General features: G+C 69.5%; 16 protein-coding genes. 3 read left to right on the top strand and 13 right to left on the bottom strand.

What is annotated here, in order from left to right:
- Positions 1–14: 14 nt before the first annotated feature.
- Entirely contained in the window at positions 15–2,432 is a 2,418-nt protein-coding gene (locus G4D85_RS43045; RefSeq protein ID WP_164020106.1) for an ABC transporter permease, read from the bottom strand.
- A gap of 361 nt (positions 2,433–2,793) precedes the next feature.
- On the opposite strand from G4D85_RS43045, the gene G4D85_RS43050 reads away from it, so the two are divergent.
- Positions 2,794–3,336 (top strand): hypothetical protein, encoded by a 543-nt coding sequence (locus G4D85_RS43050; protein ID WP_164020107.1) that lies wholly within the window; start codon positions 2,794–2,796, stop codon positions 3,334–3,336.
- 195 nt (positions 3,337–3,531) lie between these two features.
- On the opposite strand, the gene G4D85_RS43055 is transcribed toward G4D85_RS43050, so the two are convergent.
- Entirely contained in the window at positions 3,532–4,350 is an 819-nt protein-coding gene (locus tag G4D85_RS43055; protein ID WP_164020108.1) for a DUF3014 domain-containing protein, read from the bottom strand.
- 246 nt (positions 4,351–4,596) lie between these two features.
- On the opposite strand from G4D85_RS43055, the gene G4D85_RS43060 reads away from it, so the two are divergent.
- On the top strand, positions 4,597–5,004 hold the full coding sequence (locus G4D85_RS43060) for a hypothetical protein (protein WP_164020109.1): 408 nt from the start codon (positions 4,597–4,599) through the stop codon (positions 5,002–5,004).
- A 138-nt stretch (positions 5,005–5,142) separates the two neighbouring features.
- On the top strand, positions 5,143–6,513 hold the full coding sequence (locus G4D85_RS43065; RefSeq protein ID WP_240359842.1) for an amidase: 1,371 nt from the start codon (positions 5,143–5,145) through the stop codon (positions 6,511–6,513).
- A gap of 31 nt (positions 6,514–6,544) precedes the next feature.
- Here the strand turns inward: G4D85_RS43065 and G4D85_RS43070 are convergent, their stop codons facing one another.
- The 11 genes from G4D85_RS43070 to G4D85_RS43120 all read right to left on the bottom strand — a co-directional run bounded on the left by G4D85_RS43070 (position 6,545) and on the right by G4D85_RS43120 (position 16,633).
- Positions 6,545–7,426 (bottom strand): ribonuclease H-like domain-containing protein, encoded by an 882-nt coding sequence (locus G4D85_RS43070; protein ID WP_164020110.1) that lies wholly within the window; start codon positions 7,424–7,426, stop codon positions 6,545–6,547.
- The gene (locus G4D85_RS43075; RefSeq protein WP_164020111.1) at positions 7,426–7,854 is read right to left on the bottom strand and encodes a (deoxy)nucleoside triphosphate pyrophosphohydrolase; all 429 of its coding nucleotides are present in this window, start codon (positions 7,852–7,854) and stop codon (positions 7,426–7,428) included. The genes G4D85_RS43070 and G4D85_RS43075 overlap by 1 nt, the downstream gene beginning before the upstream one ends.
- Positions 7,851–8,999 carry an outer membrane protein assembly factor BamB family protein gene (locus G4D85_RS43080; protein ID WP_476705376.1) on the bottom strand — a complete coding sequence of 383 codons (1,149 nt, stop codon included), beginning with the start codon at positions 8,997–8,999 and terminating at the stop codon, positions 7,851–7,853. Before G4D85_RS43080 ends, G4D85_RS43075 begins: the two co-directional genes overlap by 4 nt.
- Before the next feature lie 25 nt (positions 9,000–9,024).
- Positions 9,025–9,828, bottom strand: coding sequence for a tetratricopeptide repeat protein (locus tag G4D85_RS43085; RefSeq protein ID WP_164020113.1), 804 nt, complete (start codon positions 9,826–9,828; stop codon positions 9,025–9,027).
- A 105-nt stretch (positions 9,829–9,933) separates the two neighbouring features.
- Positions 9,934–11,313 carry a ribosome biogenesis GTPase Der gene (der, locus tag G4D85_RS43090; protein WP_164020114.1) on the bottom strand — a complete coding sequence of 460 codons (1,380 nt, stop codon included), beginning with the start codon at positions 11,311–11,313 and terminating at the stop codon, positions 9,934–9,936.
- A gap of 1 nt (position 11,314) precedes the next feature.
- Entirely contained in the window at positions 11,315–12,259 is a 945-nt protein-coding gene (era, locus tag G4D85_RS43095) for a GTPase Era (RefSeq protein ID WP_164020115.1), read from the bottom strand.
- A gap of 120 nt (positions 12,260–12,379) precedes the next feature.
- Positions 12,380–12,931 (bottom strand): peptidylprolyl isomerase, encoded by a 552-nt coding sequence (locus G4D85_RS43100; RefSeq protein ID WP_164020116.1) that lies wholly within the window; start codon positions 12,929–12,931, stop codon positions 12,380–12,382.
- Positions 12,932–13,009: 78 nt separating this feature from the next.
- Positions 13,010–13,774 (bottom strand): peptidylprolyl isomerase, encoded by a 765-nt coding sequence (locus G4D85_RS43105; RefSeq protein ID WP_164020117.1) that lies wholly within the window; start codon positions 13,772–13,774, stop codon positions 13,010–13,012.
- 43 nt (positions 13,775–13,817) lie between these two features.
- Positions 13,818–14,624 carry a ribonuclease III gene (gene rnc, locus G4D85_RS43110; protein ID WP_164020118.1) on the bottom strand — a complete coding sequence of 269 codons (807 nt, stop codon included), beginning with the start codon at positions 14,622–14,624 and terminating at the stop codon, positions 13,818–13,820.
- Positions 14,625–15,488, bottom strand: coding sequence for a hypothetical protein (locus tag G4D85_RS43115; protein ID WP_205525954.1), 864 nt, complete (start codon positions 15,486–15,488; stop codon positions 14,625–14,627).
- Complete coding sequence (locus G4D85_RS43120) at positions 15,488–16,633, bottom strand: acyl-CoA dehydrogenase family protein (protein WP_164020120.1); 1,146 nt, start codon at positions 16,631–16,633, stop codon at positions 15,488–15,490. Before G4D85_RS43120 ends, G4D85_RS43115 begins: the two co-directional genes overlap by 1 nt.
- Between the last annotated feature and the right edge of the window lie 21 nt (positions 16,634–16,654).

The following is a 16,654-nucleotide window of genomic DNA, read 5'->3' on the forward strand; positions in this document are numbered from 1 at the left end:
GGGCCAGGCGCTGGCTAGTCGCCGCGGAGGGCCTGCATCGGAGTCACTCGCGTGGCCCGACGCGCGGGGAGCCAGCAGGCCAGGAGCGCGACCCCCGCGAGCAGCAGCGCCACGCCCGCGAAGGTCAGCGGGTCCCGGGCGGTGACGCCGTACAGCTGGCTTTCCAGCACCCGGGTCAACACGAGCGCGCCCACGAGGCCCACGGTGATTCCCACGGCGGTGAGCGCCGCGCCCTGACCCAGGACGAGCCGGAGCACGTCTCCGGCCCGCGCGCCGAGCGCCATGCGGATGCCGAGCTCCCGCGTGCGCTGGGTCACCAGGAGCGAGATGACGCCGTACAGGCCGCTTGCGGAGAGGAAGAGGGCCAGGACGGCGAAGCCTCCGAGGAGGCCCAGCACCAGGCGTCGCAGGCCGAGTGACTTCGCGATGACCTGCTCCAACGTCTGCGCCCGGAAGACAGGCAGGGTGCCGTCCACCCAGCGCACGGCCTCGCGGATGCCGGGGACAAGGGACTCGGGGTCCACCGCCGTGCGGACGACGAGGACGAGGCTGTCGTCGCCCCAGGGCCGGCCGTAAGGGACGTGGAACTCGGCGAGGGGCTCCCGGTCCAGGCCCGCCTGCCGGACGTCGCCCACGATGCCGATGATGGTGGCCGCGCCGCCGCCCAGCTCCAGCCGGCGGCCCAGGGGGCTGGCGTCCTGGAAGTGCCGGCGGGCCAGGGACTCGTTGATGATGACGGTGCCGGGCTGGCCCGGGTCGGCGTCCCGGGGGGTGAAGTCGCGCCCCTGGAGCAGTGGAATCCCGAGGGTGGCGAAGTAGCCGGGGCTGGTGGCCCGGCGCTCCGCCCGGGGCTCGTCACCGGGCGCGGGGGGCGGCTCGCCATCCACGGTGTAGCGGGCGTTGTTCCAGGCACGCTGGATGGGGAGGACCGACGTCATTCCCGCGGCGCTGACTCCGGGGAGCGCGCGGACTTCGTCCAGGATGGGCGCGAGCAGCCGGCGCGGCAGGTCCGGGTCCAAGCCACCGTCCGTGAAGAAGCGCTCCTTGGGGATGCCCAGGTGCAGCGTGAGGACGTGCTCGGCTCGGAACCCGGGGGACGTTCCCAGCAGGTGCAGGAAGCCGCGCCCGAGCAGACCCGCGCCCACGAGGAGGATGAGGGACAGGGCGATTTCCGCGATGACCAGGGCGCTCCGGAGCCGGCGCCCTGGCCCCATGGCACCACCGTGGGTTCCGGCCGCGGCAAGGCCGCCACGGACATCGAGCCGCGAGAGCTGAAGCGCTGGGAGCAGCCCGAAGCCGAGACCGCTGGTGACCGTCAGCAGCGTGAGGAACAGGAAGGACGTGCCGTCGAGCGCGATGGACTCGCGGCGCGGCAGGGTGTCCGGCGAGAGGGCCAGCAGGGCATCCAGGCCCCAGCGCGCAATCAGCATTCCGAGGGCGCCTCCGAGGAGCGCCAGGAGGAGGCTCTCGACGAGGAGTTGCTGGATGACGCGGCCCCGGCCGGCACCGAGCGCCACCCGGATCGCCAGCTCCTGGCGACGTGCGCCGGCCCGGGCCAGGAGGAGGTTCGCGACGTTGGTGCAGGCGATGAGGAGCACCAGCGCGACGGCCCCGAGGAGGACCTGGAGCGGCGCGCGCCAGGCCTGGGTCGGACCTTCCGTGAGCGGGATGAGCCGGGCGCTCCGAGGCTCCTGGGATTGGGTCGCGCCGACCTGGGCGGCCACGGCCTTGAGCTGGGCGTCCGCGGCTTCGAGGGATACGCCAGGGGCGAGTCGCGCCCGGAGCAAAAGGACGAAGCCGCGAGCCCGGGTGCTGGCGTCAGGCGGTGGCACCAGGGGGAGCCAGAGGTCCGTGTCCGCGTCAAAGGACGCCGGCATGACTCCGACCACCGTGTGCGGAGTGCTGTCGAGCGTTACCGTGCGGCCGAGGACCGCCCGATCCGCGCCGAAGCGGCGCCGCCAGAGGGACTCACTCAGGACCGTGACGGGCTGCTGGCCGGGCTGGTCGTCGGTGGAGACAAAGGTCCGGCCGAGCAACGGGGGGACGCCGTACACGGCGAAGAATTCGGCGGTGCCACGGGTGACTTCGAGGTGCTCGGCGGTGGCGTCAGGGGCCTGGAGCGTGGCGCCGCCTTCGATGAACGCGGCGAGGTGCTGGAAGGCCGGGATGAGTTCCTTCCAGGCGTGAAACGTGGGCCAGGAAACGGGGCCTCCGGAACCCTGGGAGCGGACCTCGAACGGGGTGACCAGGCGCTCGGGGGCTGCGTACGGAAGGGGCCGCAGGAGCACGCCGTAGACCACGCTGAAGATGATGGCGTTGGCTCCGATGCCGAGCGCCAGACACAGCACGGCGACGGAGACGAAGCCCGGGGCTCGGCGAAGGGTCCGGAGCGCGAAGCGGACGTCCGCGGCGAGGTTGTCGAGGAGGCTCATGGCGGGAGCTCGTGACTCGGTGCTGGGTGGGGGCCCGAGTGTCGCCGGAATCGAGTCCGTGGCGGGGACAGGTCCGCAATCTGGCCCAAGAGGTTCGGATCCGCTTAGCCGCTTAGTTTACATAACGCATGTTATCGGACGTTCTGGCAGAAGGAGGCCGGGGGACGATTGGGCCTGCTGCGCCCCGTTTCCGGGCCGCTCCCAAGCTGGCCAGGACCGGCCAACCGGGCTCGCGGCGTTCGGTCCATGTCGCCCGCGAGTCTCGCCGTGTTCCACATCCGGCACTTCGCCTGAGGCTCGCCTGCCTGCACGGCACTCCGTGCTTCCGGGAGCCCCGTCAGGCGCATACCGTGGCCGCCCCATGCGTCTCCTTCGAGTTGGACTCGCCGCAGTCACCTGCTGTGGCGCCCTGGTGCTGAGCGGCTGCCCCGACAAGCAGTCGGCGACCGCTGATGCCGGCACCCCCGAGGCCGTCCAGGCCCCCGCGGCGCCTCCGCCCGCGCGGTTCTCGTTGGGCTACCAGGCCCCCGATGCCGGCCTGGCCGAGATCTCACTGGCGCCGGATGAAAAGCCGATGATCGAGGCAACCTCGACGCTCGAGCTTCGCAACTCCCTGGGCCTCCGGAACTACCGCGTCCGCCTCTTCGACGAAGCCGAGCGCGCCATGGTCTCCGACGATGACGTCGAGGAATCCGACGCCGGGCTCGTGTACCGCATCAACCTGCCTCAGCCCCTCAGGACCGGCTTCGAATACACCCTGGTCGTCGACGCCCAGACCGGCTCGGCCTTCACCGATACCCTGGGCCGCGACGTCGAAGAGCTCCGGGCCACGTTCCAGGTTGCTGGCGAGAAGGAAAAGCCGGCTCCGCCGCCTGCGCCGGCCAAGAAGAAGAAACGCAAGTAGCCTACGAGAATGTTCTTTTGCGCCCTTTCGGACCAAAAAGAATGTTCTTTCCCGGGATTGAATGTTCTTTCCCGGGATTGAATGTTCTTTCGCCTCCGGGGCCGCGAATGTTCTTTGGCCCCGTGCTGGGGGAAATGTCCTGAGCGCCCTTCTGGCCATCCCAGGCCTTCATCCCGTCGGGCCCCGTGGAGACGATCAGCGCTCCGCCACGGGAGGCAGCCCCAGTGAGCTCTGCAGTTCACGGAGCTTGGCCTGGATGGTCCGCATGTTCTGCGGCCCCATCCGCAGCAGGTGCTTCTGAGCCCGGCTCAGCCCCTCCAGCTCCGGCGAGACGTACGCGTACAGCGCGCCCTGCGGCTGGACCTCCACGGCTCCTTCCGGCACGGAAACCTCCAGCAGATGCCCGATGGCCTGGCTGAAGGTCCTGTCGAAGGGCTGCCCCGGCGGCGCAATCTCCCGGTGGGCCTGGTCGATGAGCGACTTCAGTTCGCGGTACACGCTGCCGGCGGCCTGCGCATCCAGCGACCCGAACACCCGTGCCACCACGTCGTAGCGTGCGTAGCTCCGAGGGTCGATCTGCGTCTTCCCACCGGACCCCGTCACCTCGAAGCCCCCGGCCGGCGCCAGGAACCCCAGGACCATTCGCGGGCTTGCCCCCTCGGCGACGTTGTTCACCGCCGCCGTGAAGCGGCGGACCAGGTCCTTCTCCTGCAGCCACTTCGCGAACTCCGGCTCGCTCGAGAGCCTGCTCGTCAGGTCTCGCACCCGACCGTCGCTCTCCGGCAGCGAGACCTCCGGCGCGGGAGGCGGCACGGCGGGCCCCGCGTCTACCGTGGGTGTGCTGGCCACCTCCGGAGGACGGTTCTGCCGCATGACGCCGAAGTACGTCGCCACCAGGGCCAGGCCTCCCAATCCCAGGACGACGGCCAGCGTCTTCGCCCGGGAGCCACGCGGAGGCTCTGAGGGAGGCGTCGGCGAGGCACCTGCGGGCGTCGGGTTCATCGGGTCGCTCATGCGTTCCTCCGTTGTGGACCCCAGAACCTACAAACGGCACCCTGGCGCATTCCACCGGCATGGACTCGGGATGGCGGGCACTTCACACCATCAACCCGGGTCAGCTGACAGCTCATCCACCGCGGCCGGACGTCCTCGGCCGCCGACGGGGTTCCGGACTACAACGAGGGCCACTGGCACCGGGGCTCGGGATGGGCTCGCGGCGGGAGTCTGGGCCCCTCCGGCCCCCGTGAAGGAGGCACACCCATGACGAACGGAATGAGCCTCGAGGTCCAGGTCGCAAACTCCGCACGGTCCTGGAGGGAGGCTTCGCGTGGCGCGGACCTGGCGGCACGGGATGCCGCGGAGAGAACGCTCGCGGACTCCCTGGAACAGTGGATCGCCGAGCTGCTGTCGACTGACGCCCAGTGGCCCCAACAGGGGCGCTGGTTCGACGGCCTCATCTTCCAGGAATGCCTCGCGGAGGACCCCGAGCGGTTCCACCTGCGCGGCTACATCTGGGGCATCGACCAGAAACAGTACGCCTTCCGGGCCGAGCTCCAGCCATCCACGGATGGCCTCGCGGCCTTCGAGGTCCGCATTGCGCACGGCAAGGCCAGCGCCAGTCGGAGCGCCGAACCGGAGTGGGACTTCCAGTTCGTCAGGGGCAAGTGATGCCCTCGTCCCCTACCCCGTCATGACGCCCTGCATGCAGCGAAGCCTTGAGCGCGACGGCAATCACGCCCCCCGCGGCGCCATTTCAGACAGGGGCTGCGAATGAAGGACCTGGCGTCACTCGCCCGCCTCGACGGCATGGCGCAGGCGGAGCTGTGTTCCCGGGGCGAGATCTCTGCGGACGAACTGCTCGACGCGTGCCATGCGCGCATCGATGCGTTGAACCCACTGTTGCGTGCGGTGGTCACAGTCGATCGCGAGCGCTCCCATCCGGCAAACCCGGGGCCGTTCTCCGGGGTGCCGTTCCTGGTCAAGGACGCCACCGCGTGGCCCGGGCTGCGTTGGTCGATGGGCTCGCGGCTGTTCTCGGCCAACGTCGCCCGGCAGCAGACGCCATACGGCAGGCGGCTCGAAGAGGCGGGGCTCGTGTGCGTTGGAAAGAGCGCGACGTCCGAGTTCGGTCTGCTCGGTAGCACCGAGACGCTGCTCGAAGGCGTCACACACAACCCGTGGAACCTCTCGGTCTCGGCCACGGGCTCGTCCGGAGGCAGCGCGGCGGCTGTCGCCGCAGGGCTCGTCCCGCTCGCGCATGCCAACGACGGCGGCGGTTCCATCCGCATCCCCGCCTCGGCGTGCGGTCTCTTCGGCTTCAAGCCGAGCCGGGGGCTCACCGTGCCGGCGAGCTTCGGCGGCTCGGACTTCGGGGACATGACGAGCGACCACTGCATCAGCCGCTCGGTGCGTGACAGCGCGCTGTTCCTTTCCCTGACCGAGGACCGCTCGGGAGGCCGTCCCATCGGCTTCGTGCGCGATCCCATCAACCGCAAGCTGCGCATCGCGACCTGGACGCGAACGATGATGGGCATGGAGCCGGAGCCCCCGGTGCGCCGTGCCTACGATGAGGCGGTGGCGCTGCTCCTGGCTCTCGGCCACAGCGTCGAGCCCATCGCACCGCCTGCCTTCGACGGTCCCTCGCTTGCCCACGCGTTCTTCCTCGTCGCGGGCGCGGCCATCGCTGGCATCGTCGAGACGGTGGACCGGTCTCGCGACCTGCCCGTGCAGGGCGACGAGCTCGAGCCCTTCACCTGGGCCCTGGTGGAGGACTTCCTCGCGCAGGGGCCCGACGCGCTGCCCCGGTCTCGCGCGGCCTTCGCTCAAGCGGTGCACGTCTATCTCGAGGCGACCCGAGGCTACGACGTGGTGCTCACCCCGACCATGGCCACCGAGCAGTGGCGCCTCGGGCACCTCTCGCCGATTCTCGGACGTGAGGAGCTGATCCGTCGCACCGCGCGCACCGTCGGCTACACGCCGATCCACAACATCGCCGGCTGCCCCGGGATGTCCGTGCCCCTTCACTTCCCGGAGGACGGGCTCCCCATCGGCATGCACTTCGCCGCGGCCCCCGGCGCCGACACGCTGCTGTTCGGCCTGGCGTACCAGCTCGAACAGGCGCGCCCCTGGAAGGACCTCTGGGCGCCCTACTCGATTCCCGCGCTCTGGCCCGGCTGACGCCAGCCCGGGGGCCGCGTCCCAGGCCTCTTCAGGAGTCCTGCTCCATGGCCCGCACCCTCGCGAGCGTCTGCAAGTCACGCTCGGTGGGCCCCAGGTCCAGGAGGATCTTGCTCACGTCGTACAGCACGTCGCCGCGGTCGAACACGGGCAGCCGGGGGACGTCCTGGTTCAGGTCGTCCGCGCCGCGGTTGTACGACACGTCCATCAGCGTCCGGAGCTGGAAGGAGTCGTAGAGGTTGTACTCGACGAGGAACCGCAGCGCCTCCACGTCGCCACGGCGCAGGTACGCCCGCCACAGCAGCACGGCGTCGTACCCGTGGACGCCCTTCAGGTGCTGCGGCCGCTCGGCGCCAATCTTCCCTTCGATTTCCTTCAGCCCGCCGCCAATGCCCAGCCGCCGCGTCACGAAGCGCAGGTCGATGTGCGCGTCCGGCACCGGGAAGCGCCCCGGCCCGAAGTAGTCCCGCAACACCGGCACGTCGAAGCACGAGCCGTTGAACGTCACCCACAGCCGCCGCTCCGCCATCGCCTCCGGCAGTGCGTCCATGTTCCGGCCCTGGATGAACACGTGCAGCCCGGCCGAGTCGAACAGGCTCACCACCGTGGGCGCCTGCGCGTCCTTCCCGTCCGTCTCGATGTCGAAGTACACCGCGTCGTCGTGGAACTCGGGGTACAGCCGCCAGTGCTCCCGAGACGGCAGCAGCTCGGCCAGCTTCCGCAGGTCCTTGCGCGCCAGGGCGTCACGGGCCTCGGCGATGCGCGCGCGGGCGACGTCGTCCGACTTCCTGCTGATGGCCACCCCGGTTCCGGCCGCCGGGAAGTCGTCCCAGGTCCGGATGCCCCGGGACCACAGGTCCTTCTCCCTCCAGGGCCCCACGCCGGGGATGTGCTGGAAAGTGCGCTGCAGCATCAATCGAGCGAGCCCAGCCTTCCCGCCACCAGGTCGTTCAGCAGCGGGATGTCCGCCTCGCAGAACGGCAGGGCCTGCATCTCCGCCGGAGTCTGGAACGCCAGCTGGTGCGCTCCCAGGGCCTTGGGCTCACCCGTCACCAGCCGGGCGGCATAGAGCACCAGTTCCACCGTGAGGTCCGGGTACGTGTGCCGGTTCTCCCACAGCCGCCGGCCGACGGAGAGCTCCACGTCCAGCTCCTCGCGACACTCGCGGGCCAGCGCGGCTTCGTCCGTCTCCCCCGGCTCCACCTTGCCGCCGGGGAACTCCCACAGCAGGGCCCGGCTTCCGCCGGGGAGCCGCTGCTGCACCAGGAACCGCTCGGCGTCCTCGCGGCTCGGAATCAGTGCCGCGACGACGCGGACCGTCCTGGTCGCGGCCACCGTCACCCGCGAAACCCGTTCACGTCCAGGGCGTACAACCAGCCGTTGTTGGACAGCACGAAGACCTGTGAGCCCGCCACGTACGGCGTCGCGGTGATGCCGTCACCCGGGTTCCACGTCACCCGAGACTTGCCCGTCTTCGGGTCCAGGAACAGCAGCGAGCGCTGGATGGGCACGAGCAGCATTCCCTGGGCGAACACGGGAGCAGCCCCCGCCCGTTCCCCCAGGGGGCGCGACCAGAGGAGCCGCCCGCTGTCGGCCAGGTAGGCATCCACCCGGCCGTCACCGGAAGCGAAGAGCAGCTGCCCCCGGGCGAGCAGCGACGTCATGCCGCCCACGGTGGTGTTCCACACCATGTCGCCCGTGTCCGCTTCCAGGGCGAAGATGCCGCTCTTGTACGAGGCCACGAACAGCTGGCCGGCCTCGTTCATCACCGGCTGGGCGTCCACGTCCAGGAACTCGGTGCCGGCCCCGGACAGCGACTTCTCCCAGGTGGCGCTCCCGTCGGAGATGCTCAGCGCCACGACGAAGCCGTCGGAGAACCCGACGTAGGCGGTGCCCTCGTGGACCAGCGGTGTGGAGGCGCCCCGGATGGTGAAGCCCGACGGAGGATCCCTGCGGTACTGCCAGGCCCACACGCCGTCCGCGGCCTTCACCGCGTACAGCGTGTCGCTCTCCGAGGCCACCAGCACCAGGCCGTCCGCCAGCACCGGCACCGTCGCCAGCGACTCGCCCGCCGCGTACTTCCACTTCACGTCGCCGGTGGCCGAGTCCAGCGCGTACAGCACGCCGTCGCCACCGGGGACATAGACGACGCCCTCGCTCACCCGCGCGCCCGCGTTGAAGCGGAGCGGCGTGCGGAAGGACCACTTCACCTTGCCGTCCGGACCCACGGCGCGGGCATAGCCGTCCCGCGTGAGCGCGATGACGTGCTTGTTGTCCGGGTCATAGGCCGGAGTCGCCACCTCACGCGGCGCGAACTCCAGCCGCGTGGGCGGGGCCAACGGCGCCCACCACTCCACCGAGAAGTAGTCCACCGGTGGGTGGGAGGGGGGCCGGGGCAGCTCCGGGTTCGTGTAGTACGGTGCCGCGCTGCAGCCCACCAGAAGCCCCGCGACCGCGGCGCCACCCAGCCAACGCTTCCAGCTCAAAGGCCGCTTCTTCATAGAGTCCGTGCTACCCCGCGTCCTGACCCGTGGCCGCCGCCGGCTGCGCCGGAGCGGGAACCTTCACGCCCTCGGAGGCAAGCACCGCCAGCCGCTCGCTGGACAGCCGCGCCGCCGCGGTGTTCGGGTGGTCGGTGGAGACCTTCGAGAGGACCTGCGCCGCCTCCTCCTTCTTGTCCTGGAGGATGAGCATGCGGCCCTTGTGGTACGCGCCCATGCCGGGCAGGAACTCGCCGCCGCCGGCCTTGTCCATCTGGTCGAAGGACTTGATGGCCTCGTCGTACTTCTGCTGGGCCTCCAGGGCGTAGCCCTCGCCCTCCAGCGCGCCCGCGCGGAGCGGCTCGTTCTCGGGGGCGGTCTTGAGGAAGTCCGCGAAGGCCGCCTGCGCCTCCGGGAACTTGCCGAGCCGGAACTGGGCCTTGCCCAGCGTCAGCGCCGCCGTCGTCGCGGAGCGCGTCCCGCCGTGCTCCTTGCGGAAGTCCGTGAGGGACGTCACCAGCGCCTCGTCCCGCTCCTGGACAGTCTTGAACGGAGTCTGGGTGTCACCCGGCTGCGCGGGCTCCACACCCTCGACGGGCCGCTCCAGGACGGTGAGCGCCTGGCCGAGCGCCTGGGAGGCCTTCTCCTCGCCACTCTTGGACACCTCGTTGGCGATGCCCACGCCCAGGCCGCCGAGGATCAGCACGCCCGCGGCGATGCCGATCAACTTCTGCCGCTGAGCCAGCCAGTCACTGGCCTCGACACCGACCTTCTGGAAGGTGTCCGGCGCGCGAAGCTCCTTCTGGCGAATCTTCTCGGTCTTGGTTCCGGCCACGTCTGGCAACCTCTCTAATGTCGCTACGGTGCTCTACCCTGTCAGAGGGTGAAAGAGCGGCGCACTGTATGGAGCGCGCGCCGCGAGTGTCAACGCGCAGACGCCTCAGTTTTTCCCCTGGAGATGCGGCTTCTTGCGGGCCTCGCGCTTCGCCTGGCCGGGCCGGGCCCGGAAGAAGATGCGGATGGGGACCCTCAGGTCGAACGTCTTGCGGAGCTGATTGGTGATGTACCGCTTGTACATGTCCGGGACGCCTTCGGGATGGTTCGTCGTAATCGCGAAGGTCGGCGGCGCCGTGGTCACCTGGGAGATGTAGTACAGGCGCAGGGGCTTGCCCCGGACGATGGGCGCCGGGTGGTTGTCCACCATGTGCTCCAGCAGCCGGTTGAGCTGGGGGGTGGGCGCCCGGAAGCGGAACTGCTGGGCCAGCTCCACCGCCACGTCCACCACCTTCTCCACCTTCGAGCCCGTCAGGGCCGAGGTGAAGAGGATGGGCGCGTAGCCCACGAACTTGAGCGAGTACTTGAGCGTCTCTCGGAAGGTCTCCTGCCGGCGCTCGTCCGCGCCCACCAGGTCCCACTTGTTGACGACGATGACCAGCGCCCGTCCGCGCTCCTCGGACAGGCCCGCCAGCTTCGCGTCCTGGTCCACGGCGACCTCCGTGGCGTCCATCAGCAGGACCGCCACGTCGCTGCGCTCCATCGCCTTCAGCGCGTTGATGACCGAGAACTGCTCCACCCGGTGCGCAATCGTCTTCTTGCGCCGGATGCCCGCGGTGTCCGTGAGGATGAGCTGGTGGCCTTTGTAGGTCAGCGGCGAGTCCACCGGATCCCGGGTGGTGCCCGGAATCTCGCTGGCCACCACCCGCTTCTGCTTGAGGATGGAGTTGACCAGGGTGCTCTTGCCCACGTTGGGCCGGCCGATGATGGACACGCGGATGACGCCGTCGTCCGGCGGGGCCTCGGCGTCCTCGTCCTCCGACTTCGGGGGCAGCTTCGCCACCACCTCGTCGAAGAGGCCCGGCACGCCCAGGCCGTGCTCGGCGGACATGGGCTGCACCTCGCCCAGGCCCAGCTTGTAGAACTCGGCGGCCAGCGACTGCATCTGCCCGGTGGTGTTGTCCAGCTTGTTGGCGGCCACCACCACCGGCTTGCCGCTCTTGCGCAGGTACTTCGCCACCGCGTCGTCGGCGGGAGTGATGCCCTCTCGCGCATCGACGACGAAGATGATGACGTCGCACTCCTCCACCGCGAGCTGGGCCTGCTCGCGCACCTGCTGGAGCAGCGAGTCCTTGTCGCCGGGGACGAAGCCGCCGGTGTCGATGAAGGTGAAGGTGCGGCCCTCCCACTCAGCGTCGTGGTAGTGGCGATCCCTCGTCACACCGGGCATGTCCTCGACGAGCGCGAGGCGCTTGCCGACGAGGCGGTTGAACAGCGTGCTCTTGCCCACGTTGGGGCGTCCGACAATTGCAACCAGGGGCTTCATCTCAGTCGTATCCCAGCTTCTTGAGGCCTTCGGGGCGCTCGCTCCAGCGCGGCTCCACGCGTACCCGGAGGTCCAGGTACACGTGCGCGCCCAGCAGGCGTTGCACGGACTTGCGGGCGTCCGTGCCAATGGTCTTCAGCATCTGCCCCTGCTTGCCAATGATGATGGCCTTCTGGCTGTCGCGCTCCACGTAGATGGAGGCCGCGATGCGGATGAGCCCGCCCAGCTGGTTCGGCGGAGTGCCCGGCCGGGGCTCCCGCTCGGACTCGTCGAAGATGTCCACCAGCACCGCGGTGGAATAGGGGAGTTCCTGGCGGCAGTGCCGCAGCACCTGCTCGCGAATGTACTCGGCCACCAGCATGCGCTCCTGCTGGTCCGTCAGCATGTCCTCGTCGAAGACGTTCTCCCCTTCCGGCAGGTGGCCCAGCACCGTGTGGAAGAGCCGCTCCACCCCGTCCTTCTCGCGCGCGGAGATGGGCACCACCTCCGCGAAGGGGAACTGGTTGCGGTACAGCTCGATGAGCGGCAGCAGCAGCGCCTTGGGGACGGTGTCGATCTTGTTGATGACGAGGAAGGTGGGCTTGCCCAGCTTCTGCAGCCGCTCGAGGATGGTGCGGTTGCCCGGGCTCACGTCGAGCTTCTCGCCCGCGGGCGGCTCGATGAGGAAGAGGACTAGGTCCACCTCCTCGGCCGCGCTCAGGGCGGTTTCGACCATGTAGCGGTTGAGCTCGCCCTTGGCCTGGTGGATGCCCGGCGTGTCGAGGAACGCCACCTGCCCCTCCGGGCGCGTCACCACGCCGAGGATGCGGTTGCGAGTCGTCTGGGGCTTGGGCGAGACGATGGCGAGCTTCTCGCCCGTCAGCGCATTGAGCAGCGTGCTCTTGCCCACGTTGGGGCGCCCGATGAGCGCGGCGAAGCCGCTGCGGTGTGGATTGGGGGAGGCCATTGCTTCGAAGGTGATCTGGGAGTCCCCGAAAGGGGGAGCCCCGAAGGGGGAACGTCTTACAGCGCCCTATAACAGCCCGCCGCCCGGCGTTTCAGCACGGACGGGCGGCAGGCGGGCGGCCTACGGCTGGGTCGTCGAAATGGTCAGCTTGTTGATGCGCACGTCCTGGCGCGGGCGGTCGCTCCCGTCGCGCGGCGCGTTGGCGATCTTCTCCACCACGTCGTAGCCGCTTACCACCTCACCGAAGATGGTGTGCTTGTTGTTGAGGTACGTCGGCTTGGACGTGGTGATGAAGAACTGGCTGCCGTTGGTGTTGGGGCGGCCGATGTTGGCCGTGGCCAGCAGGCCCACTTTGTCGAAGGTGCGACCGCTCTGGTACTCGTCCGGGACGTTGAAGCCCGGGCCACCGCGGCCAGTGCCCGTGGGGTCGCCGGCTTGAACCATGAAGCCCGGAATCACGCGGTGGAAGATGACGCCGTCGTAGAACGGCTTCTTCGTCTTCTCGCCGGACTGGGGGTCCGCGAACTCCAGCTCGCCCGTCGCCAGGCCCACGAAGCTGGTCACCGTCTTCGGCGCGTCCTTCGCGAACAGGCGCACGACAATCTGCCCCTGCGTGGTGTCGAAGGTGGCGTACAGGTCCTTGCCCGCCTGGGCCTCGTCCATCATTCCCATGCTGCCCTCCCGTCTGCGCTGGGGGCCCGACCGGATGGACGGGCCCGTGTCAGGTCCTCTGCCCCACCTACCGGGGGCTCACGGCGCCGGCGAGGCCGGCGTCGCGCCCGGAGCCGGCACCGGAGCCGTCTCTGGAACCTTCTTCGGCGAAGCCTTCTTCGGCGCCGTGGCCGACTCCCTGCCACCCATTGCCGAGCCCGGGGCCGGAGCCGCGACGCCCGCAGGCGCCTTGTCGCTCAGCACCACCCGGTTGATGACCACCGGCGTCTGAGGTCGGTCCCGGTTGTCCCGGGCCACGCCGCCAATCTTCGTCACCACGTCGTAGCCCTGCACCACCTCGCCGAAGATGGTGTGCTTGTTGTTCAGGTACGTGGGCGTGGTGGTGGTGATGAAGAACTGGCTGCCGTTGGTGTTGGGGCCCGCGTTGGCCATGGCCAGCAGGCCGACCTTGTTGAAGCCCCGCTCGCTCTTGAACTCGTCCTCGAAGCGGTAGCCCGGGTCACCCATGCCGGTGCCCGTCGGGTCTCCGCCCTGAATCATGAAGTCGGGGATGACCCGGTGGAACACCGTGCCGTCGTACATCGGCTTCTTCGACATCTTTCCGGACTGCGGGTCCCTCCACTCCTTCTCACCCGAGGCCAGGCCCACGAAGTTGGCCACCGTCTTGGGGGCGTCCTTGGAGAAGAGGCGGACGATGATGTCGCCCTGGCTCGTCTTGAGCGTGGCGTAGAGGTCCTTGCCGGACTCGACCTTCTTCGTCCACTTGCCGGCGGCGGCCGAGGCGGTACCCGCCAGCAGGCAGGCCACCAGCGCGAGCGTCATACGGAGGGAGGAGGGTCGCATCGGCGGGCACCTTATGCGCCACCCCTCCTCCGTCCAAGGGGTTTCACGTCGGGGTGTCGCCCCGTGACGTTTCGTCCGGTGTGGGCGCGGAGGGCTCGCTCGCGGGTGCGGGGGCCGGGTTCGGCGCCAGCCGCTGCGAGAACATGTCCAGGGTCACCCGGGCCGCGGCCTGCTCCGCCTCCTTCTTGCTGCGCCCCGTGGCGCGCGCGAAGGGCTCCTCGCCGATGATGACCTCCACCTCGAAGGTCTTGGAGTGTTCCGGACCGGACTCCGACACCACCCGGTACTTCGGGGGCATCTTCAGCCGCTCGTGGACGAGCTGGCCCAGGGCCGTCTTGTAGTCCTTGTCCAGGCTGGTGGCCGCCTCGTCGATGAGCTCCGCGAAGAATCGGTCCACCAGTTGGAGCACCGGCTCCATGCCCCCGCTGAGGTACACGGCGCCGAAGACGGCCTCCATGGCGTCCGCCAGCAGCGAGTTCTTCTCACGCCCCTTGTACTTGTCCTCGCCCCGTCCCAGCAGCAGCAGGTCTCCCAGTGGAATCCGCCGGGCCACCAGGGCCAGCCCTTCCTCGTGGACGAGGCGGGCACGGACCTTGGTGAGGAAACCCTCGGGCACGTCCGGGTAGCGCCGCCAGAGCCGGTCGGCGACCGCGAGGTTGACCACCGCGTCGCCAAAGAACTCCAGGCGCTGGTTGTCCTTCAGGCGCAGGTCCGGGTTCTCGTTGACGTACGTCTTGTGGGTAAGCGCTTCAATCGCCAGGTCCTGCCGGGAGATGGTGACTCCCAGGCGGGACTCGAGGAGCTGCACCCGCCCGGCGAGGCTGAGTTTCTCGGGACTGCTCACCGTCATTCACTCCTGTGGCGCGTCCGGACCCACGAGCCTCACGGCCTCGGGGGGGACCTTCAGCAGGTCCGCCACCATCCGAACGATGCCGGGAAACTCATCCAGCTCGAACCGCCCCGCCCACACCTTGCCCTGGGCCCCCGCCAGCAGGCCCCGGAACGTACGCCCCGCCACCCTCGCCGCGGCGAAGCGGTAGGGTCTGCCCTGCACCTGAAGCTGCGCCAGCAGCTCCAGGGCACTCCTCGGAGGCACCAGCGCCTCAGCTCCGAACTTCTCCACGATGTCCGAGAAGCGCACCAGCCCGGCACCCACGGGCGCCGGCTGGGGCCGGGCCGCCGGCTCGCCGAACAGCGCCGCGAGGTAGCCCGTCAGGGCCACCCGCTCCCGGAACTCGGACAGCTCCAGCGTGTGGCCACCGTTCGCCTGGACGTCCGCCCCACCCCGCACCACGCGGGCCACCCGGAAGTTGCCCAGCCGGTCCGCCACCAGCGTGACGGTCAGGTCGGCGTCCGCCACCTCGGTGGACAGCTCCAGCGTCTGCGGGTCCACGCGCGCGGTGAGGCCCAGCACCTGGAGCTCCGCCGAGCGGCGCTGGACGTGGAAGATGTGCTCGTTGAAGGCGTCGGACAGCAGCGCCTCGATGTCCGCGACGTCACTGAGGGCGCCAATCAGGATGGGGGCGAGCCCCACCACCGCCGCCGGGGCGATGGGAATGAGCCGGTCCCCCATCACCTGGAAGGTCACCTCGGGGATGAAGGCCCGGGTGACGGGATTGACGAGGGGGGAGGCCTCCAGGTCCAGCACCGCCTCGGTGCCAGCCGCGTCCTCCCTCACTTGCAGCCCGAGACCCTCCAGTCGAGCGGTGTCCATCACTCCCCTTTGAAGATCTCGCGGGCGATGATGGTGCGCTGGATTTCGCTCGTTCCCTCGCCAATCTCACAAAGCTTGGCGTCGCGCAGGTAGCGCTCGACGGGGAACTCACGGGTGTAGCCGTAGCCGCCGTGGATCTGCACCGCCTTGTTGCAGGCGCGCATGGCCGCCTCGGAGGCGAAGAGCTTCCCCATGGAGGCTTCCTTCGAGTACGGCTTGCCCTCGTCCGCCAGCCGGGCCGCGCGGTGCACCAGCAGCCGCGCCGCGTCCATCTCCGTCTGCATGTCCGCCATCATCCAGCGCAGGCCCTGGAACTCGCTGATGGGCTGGCCGAAGGCGGTGCGCTCGCGCGAGTAGCGGACGGACTCCTCCAGGGCGCCCCGGCCCAGGCCCACCGCCAGCGCGCCGATGGTGATGCGGCCGCGGTCGAGGATCTTCATCGTGTCGATGAAGCCGTGGTCCACCTCGCCCACGCGGAAGGAGTCCGGCACCTCGACGTTCTCCAGGATGAGCTCGGCGGTGTCCGAGGAGCGCATGCCCAGCTTGCCGTGGATGGCGCGCTGGCTGAAGCCCGGCATGCCCTTCTCCAGCAGGAACGCGGTGATGCCCTTCTGCCGCTTCTGCGGCGAAGTCACTGCCAGCACCACGAAGACGTCGCCGACGGTGCCCTGGGTGATGAACATCTTGGTGCCGTTGAGCACCCAGTTGTTGCCCTTGCGCACCGCCGTCGTCTTCATGCTGGAGGCGTCCGAGCCGGACCCCGGCTCAGTCAGGCCCCAGGCGCCGAGGAACTCGCCGGTGGCCAGCTTCGGCAGGTACTTCTTGCGCTGGGCGTCGGTGCCGAAGATGCGCAGGTGGCTGGTGCCCAGGCCGTTGTGGCTCGCCACCGTCAGCGCGAGCGAGCCGTCATAGCGGGCGATCTCCTCCACGGCGACCGCCACGGCGAGCGAGTCCATGGCCGCCCCGCCGTACTCCTCGGCGACCAGCATGCCCATGACGCCCAGCTGTCCCAGCTCCCGCACCACCTCGAGCGGGAACTTCTCGTCCTTGTCCCACTCGCGGGCGTACGGCTTCACCCGGCGTTCGCAGAAGTCTCGGAGGGAGGACTGGAGGGCGCGGTGGCTTTCAGGAAGTTCGAAATCCATGGTCGGCAGGATCTATAGCAG

The organism is Pyxidicoccus trucidator (genome assembly GCF_010894435.1).
Lineage (GTDB): Bacteria > Myxococcota > Myxococcia > Myxococcales > Myxococcaceae > Myxococcus > Myxococcus trucidator.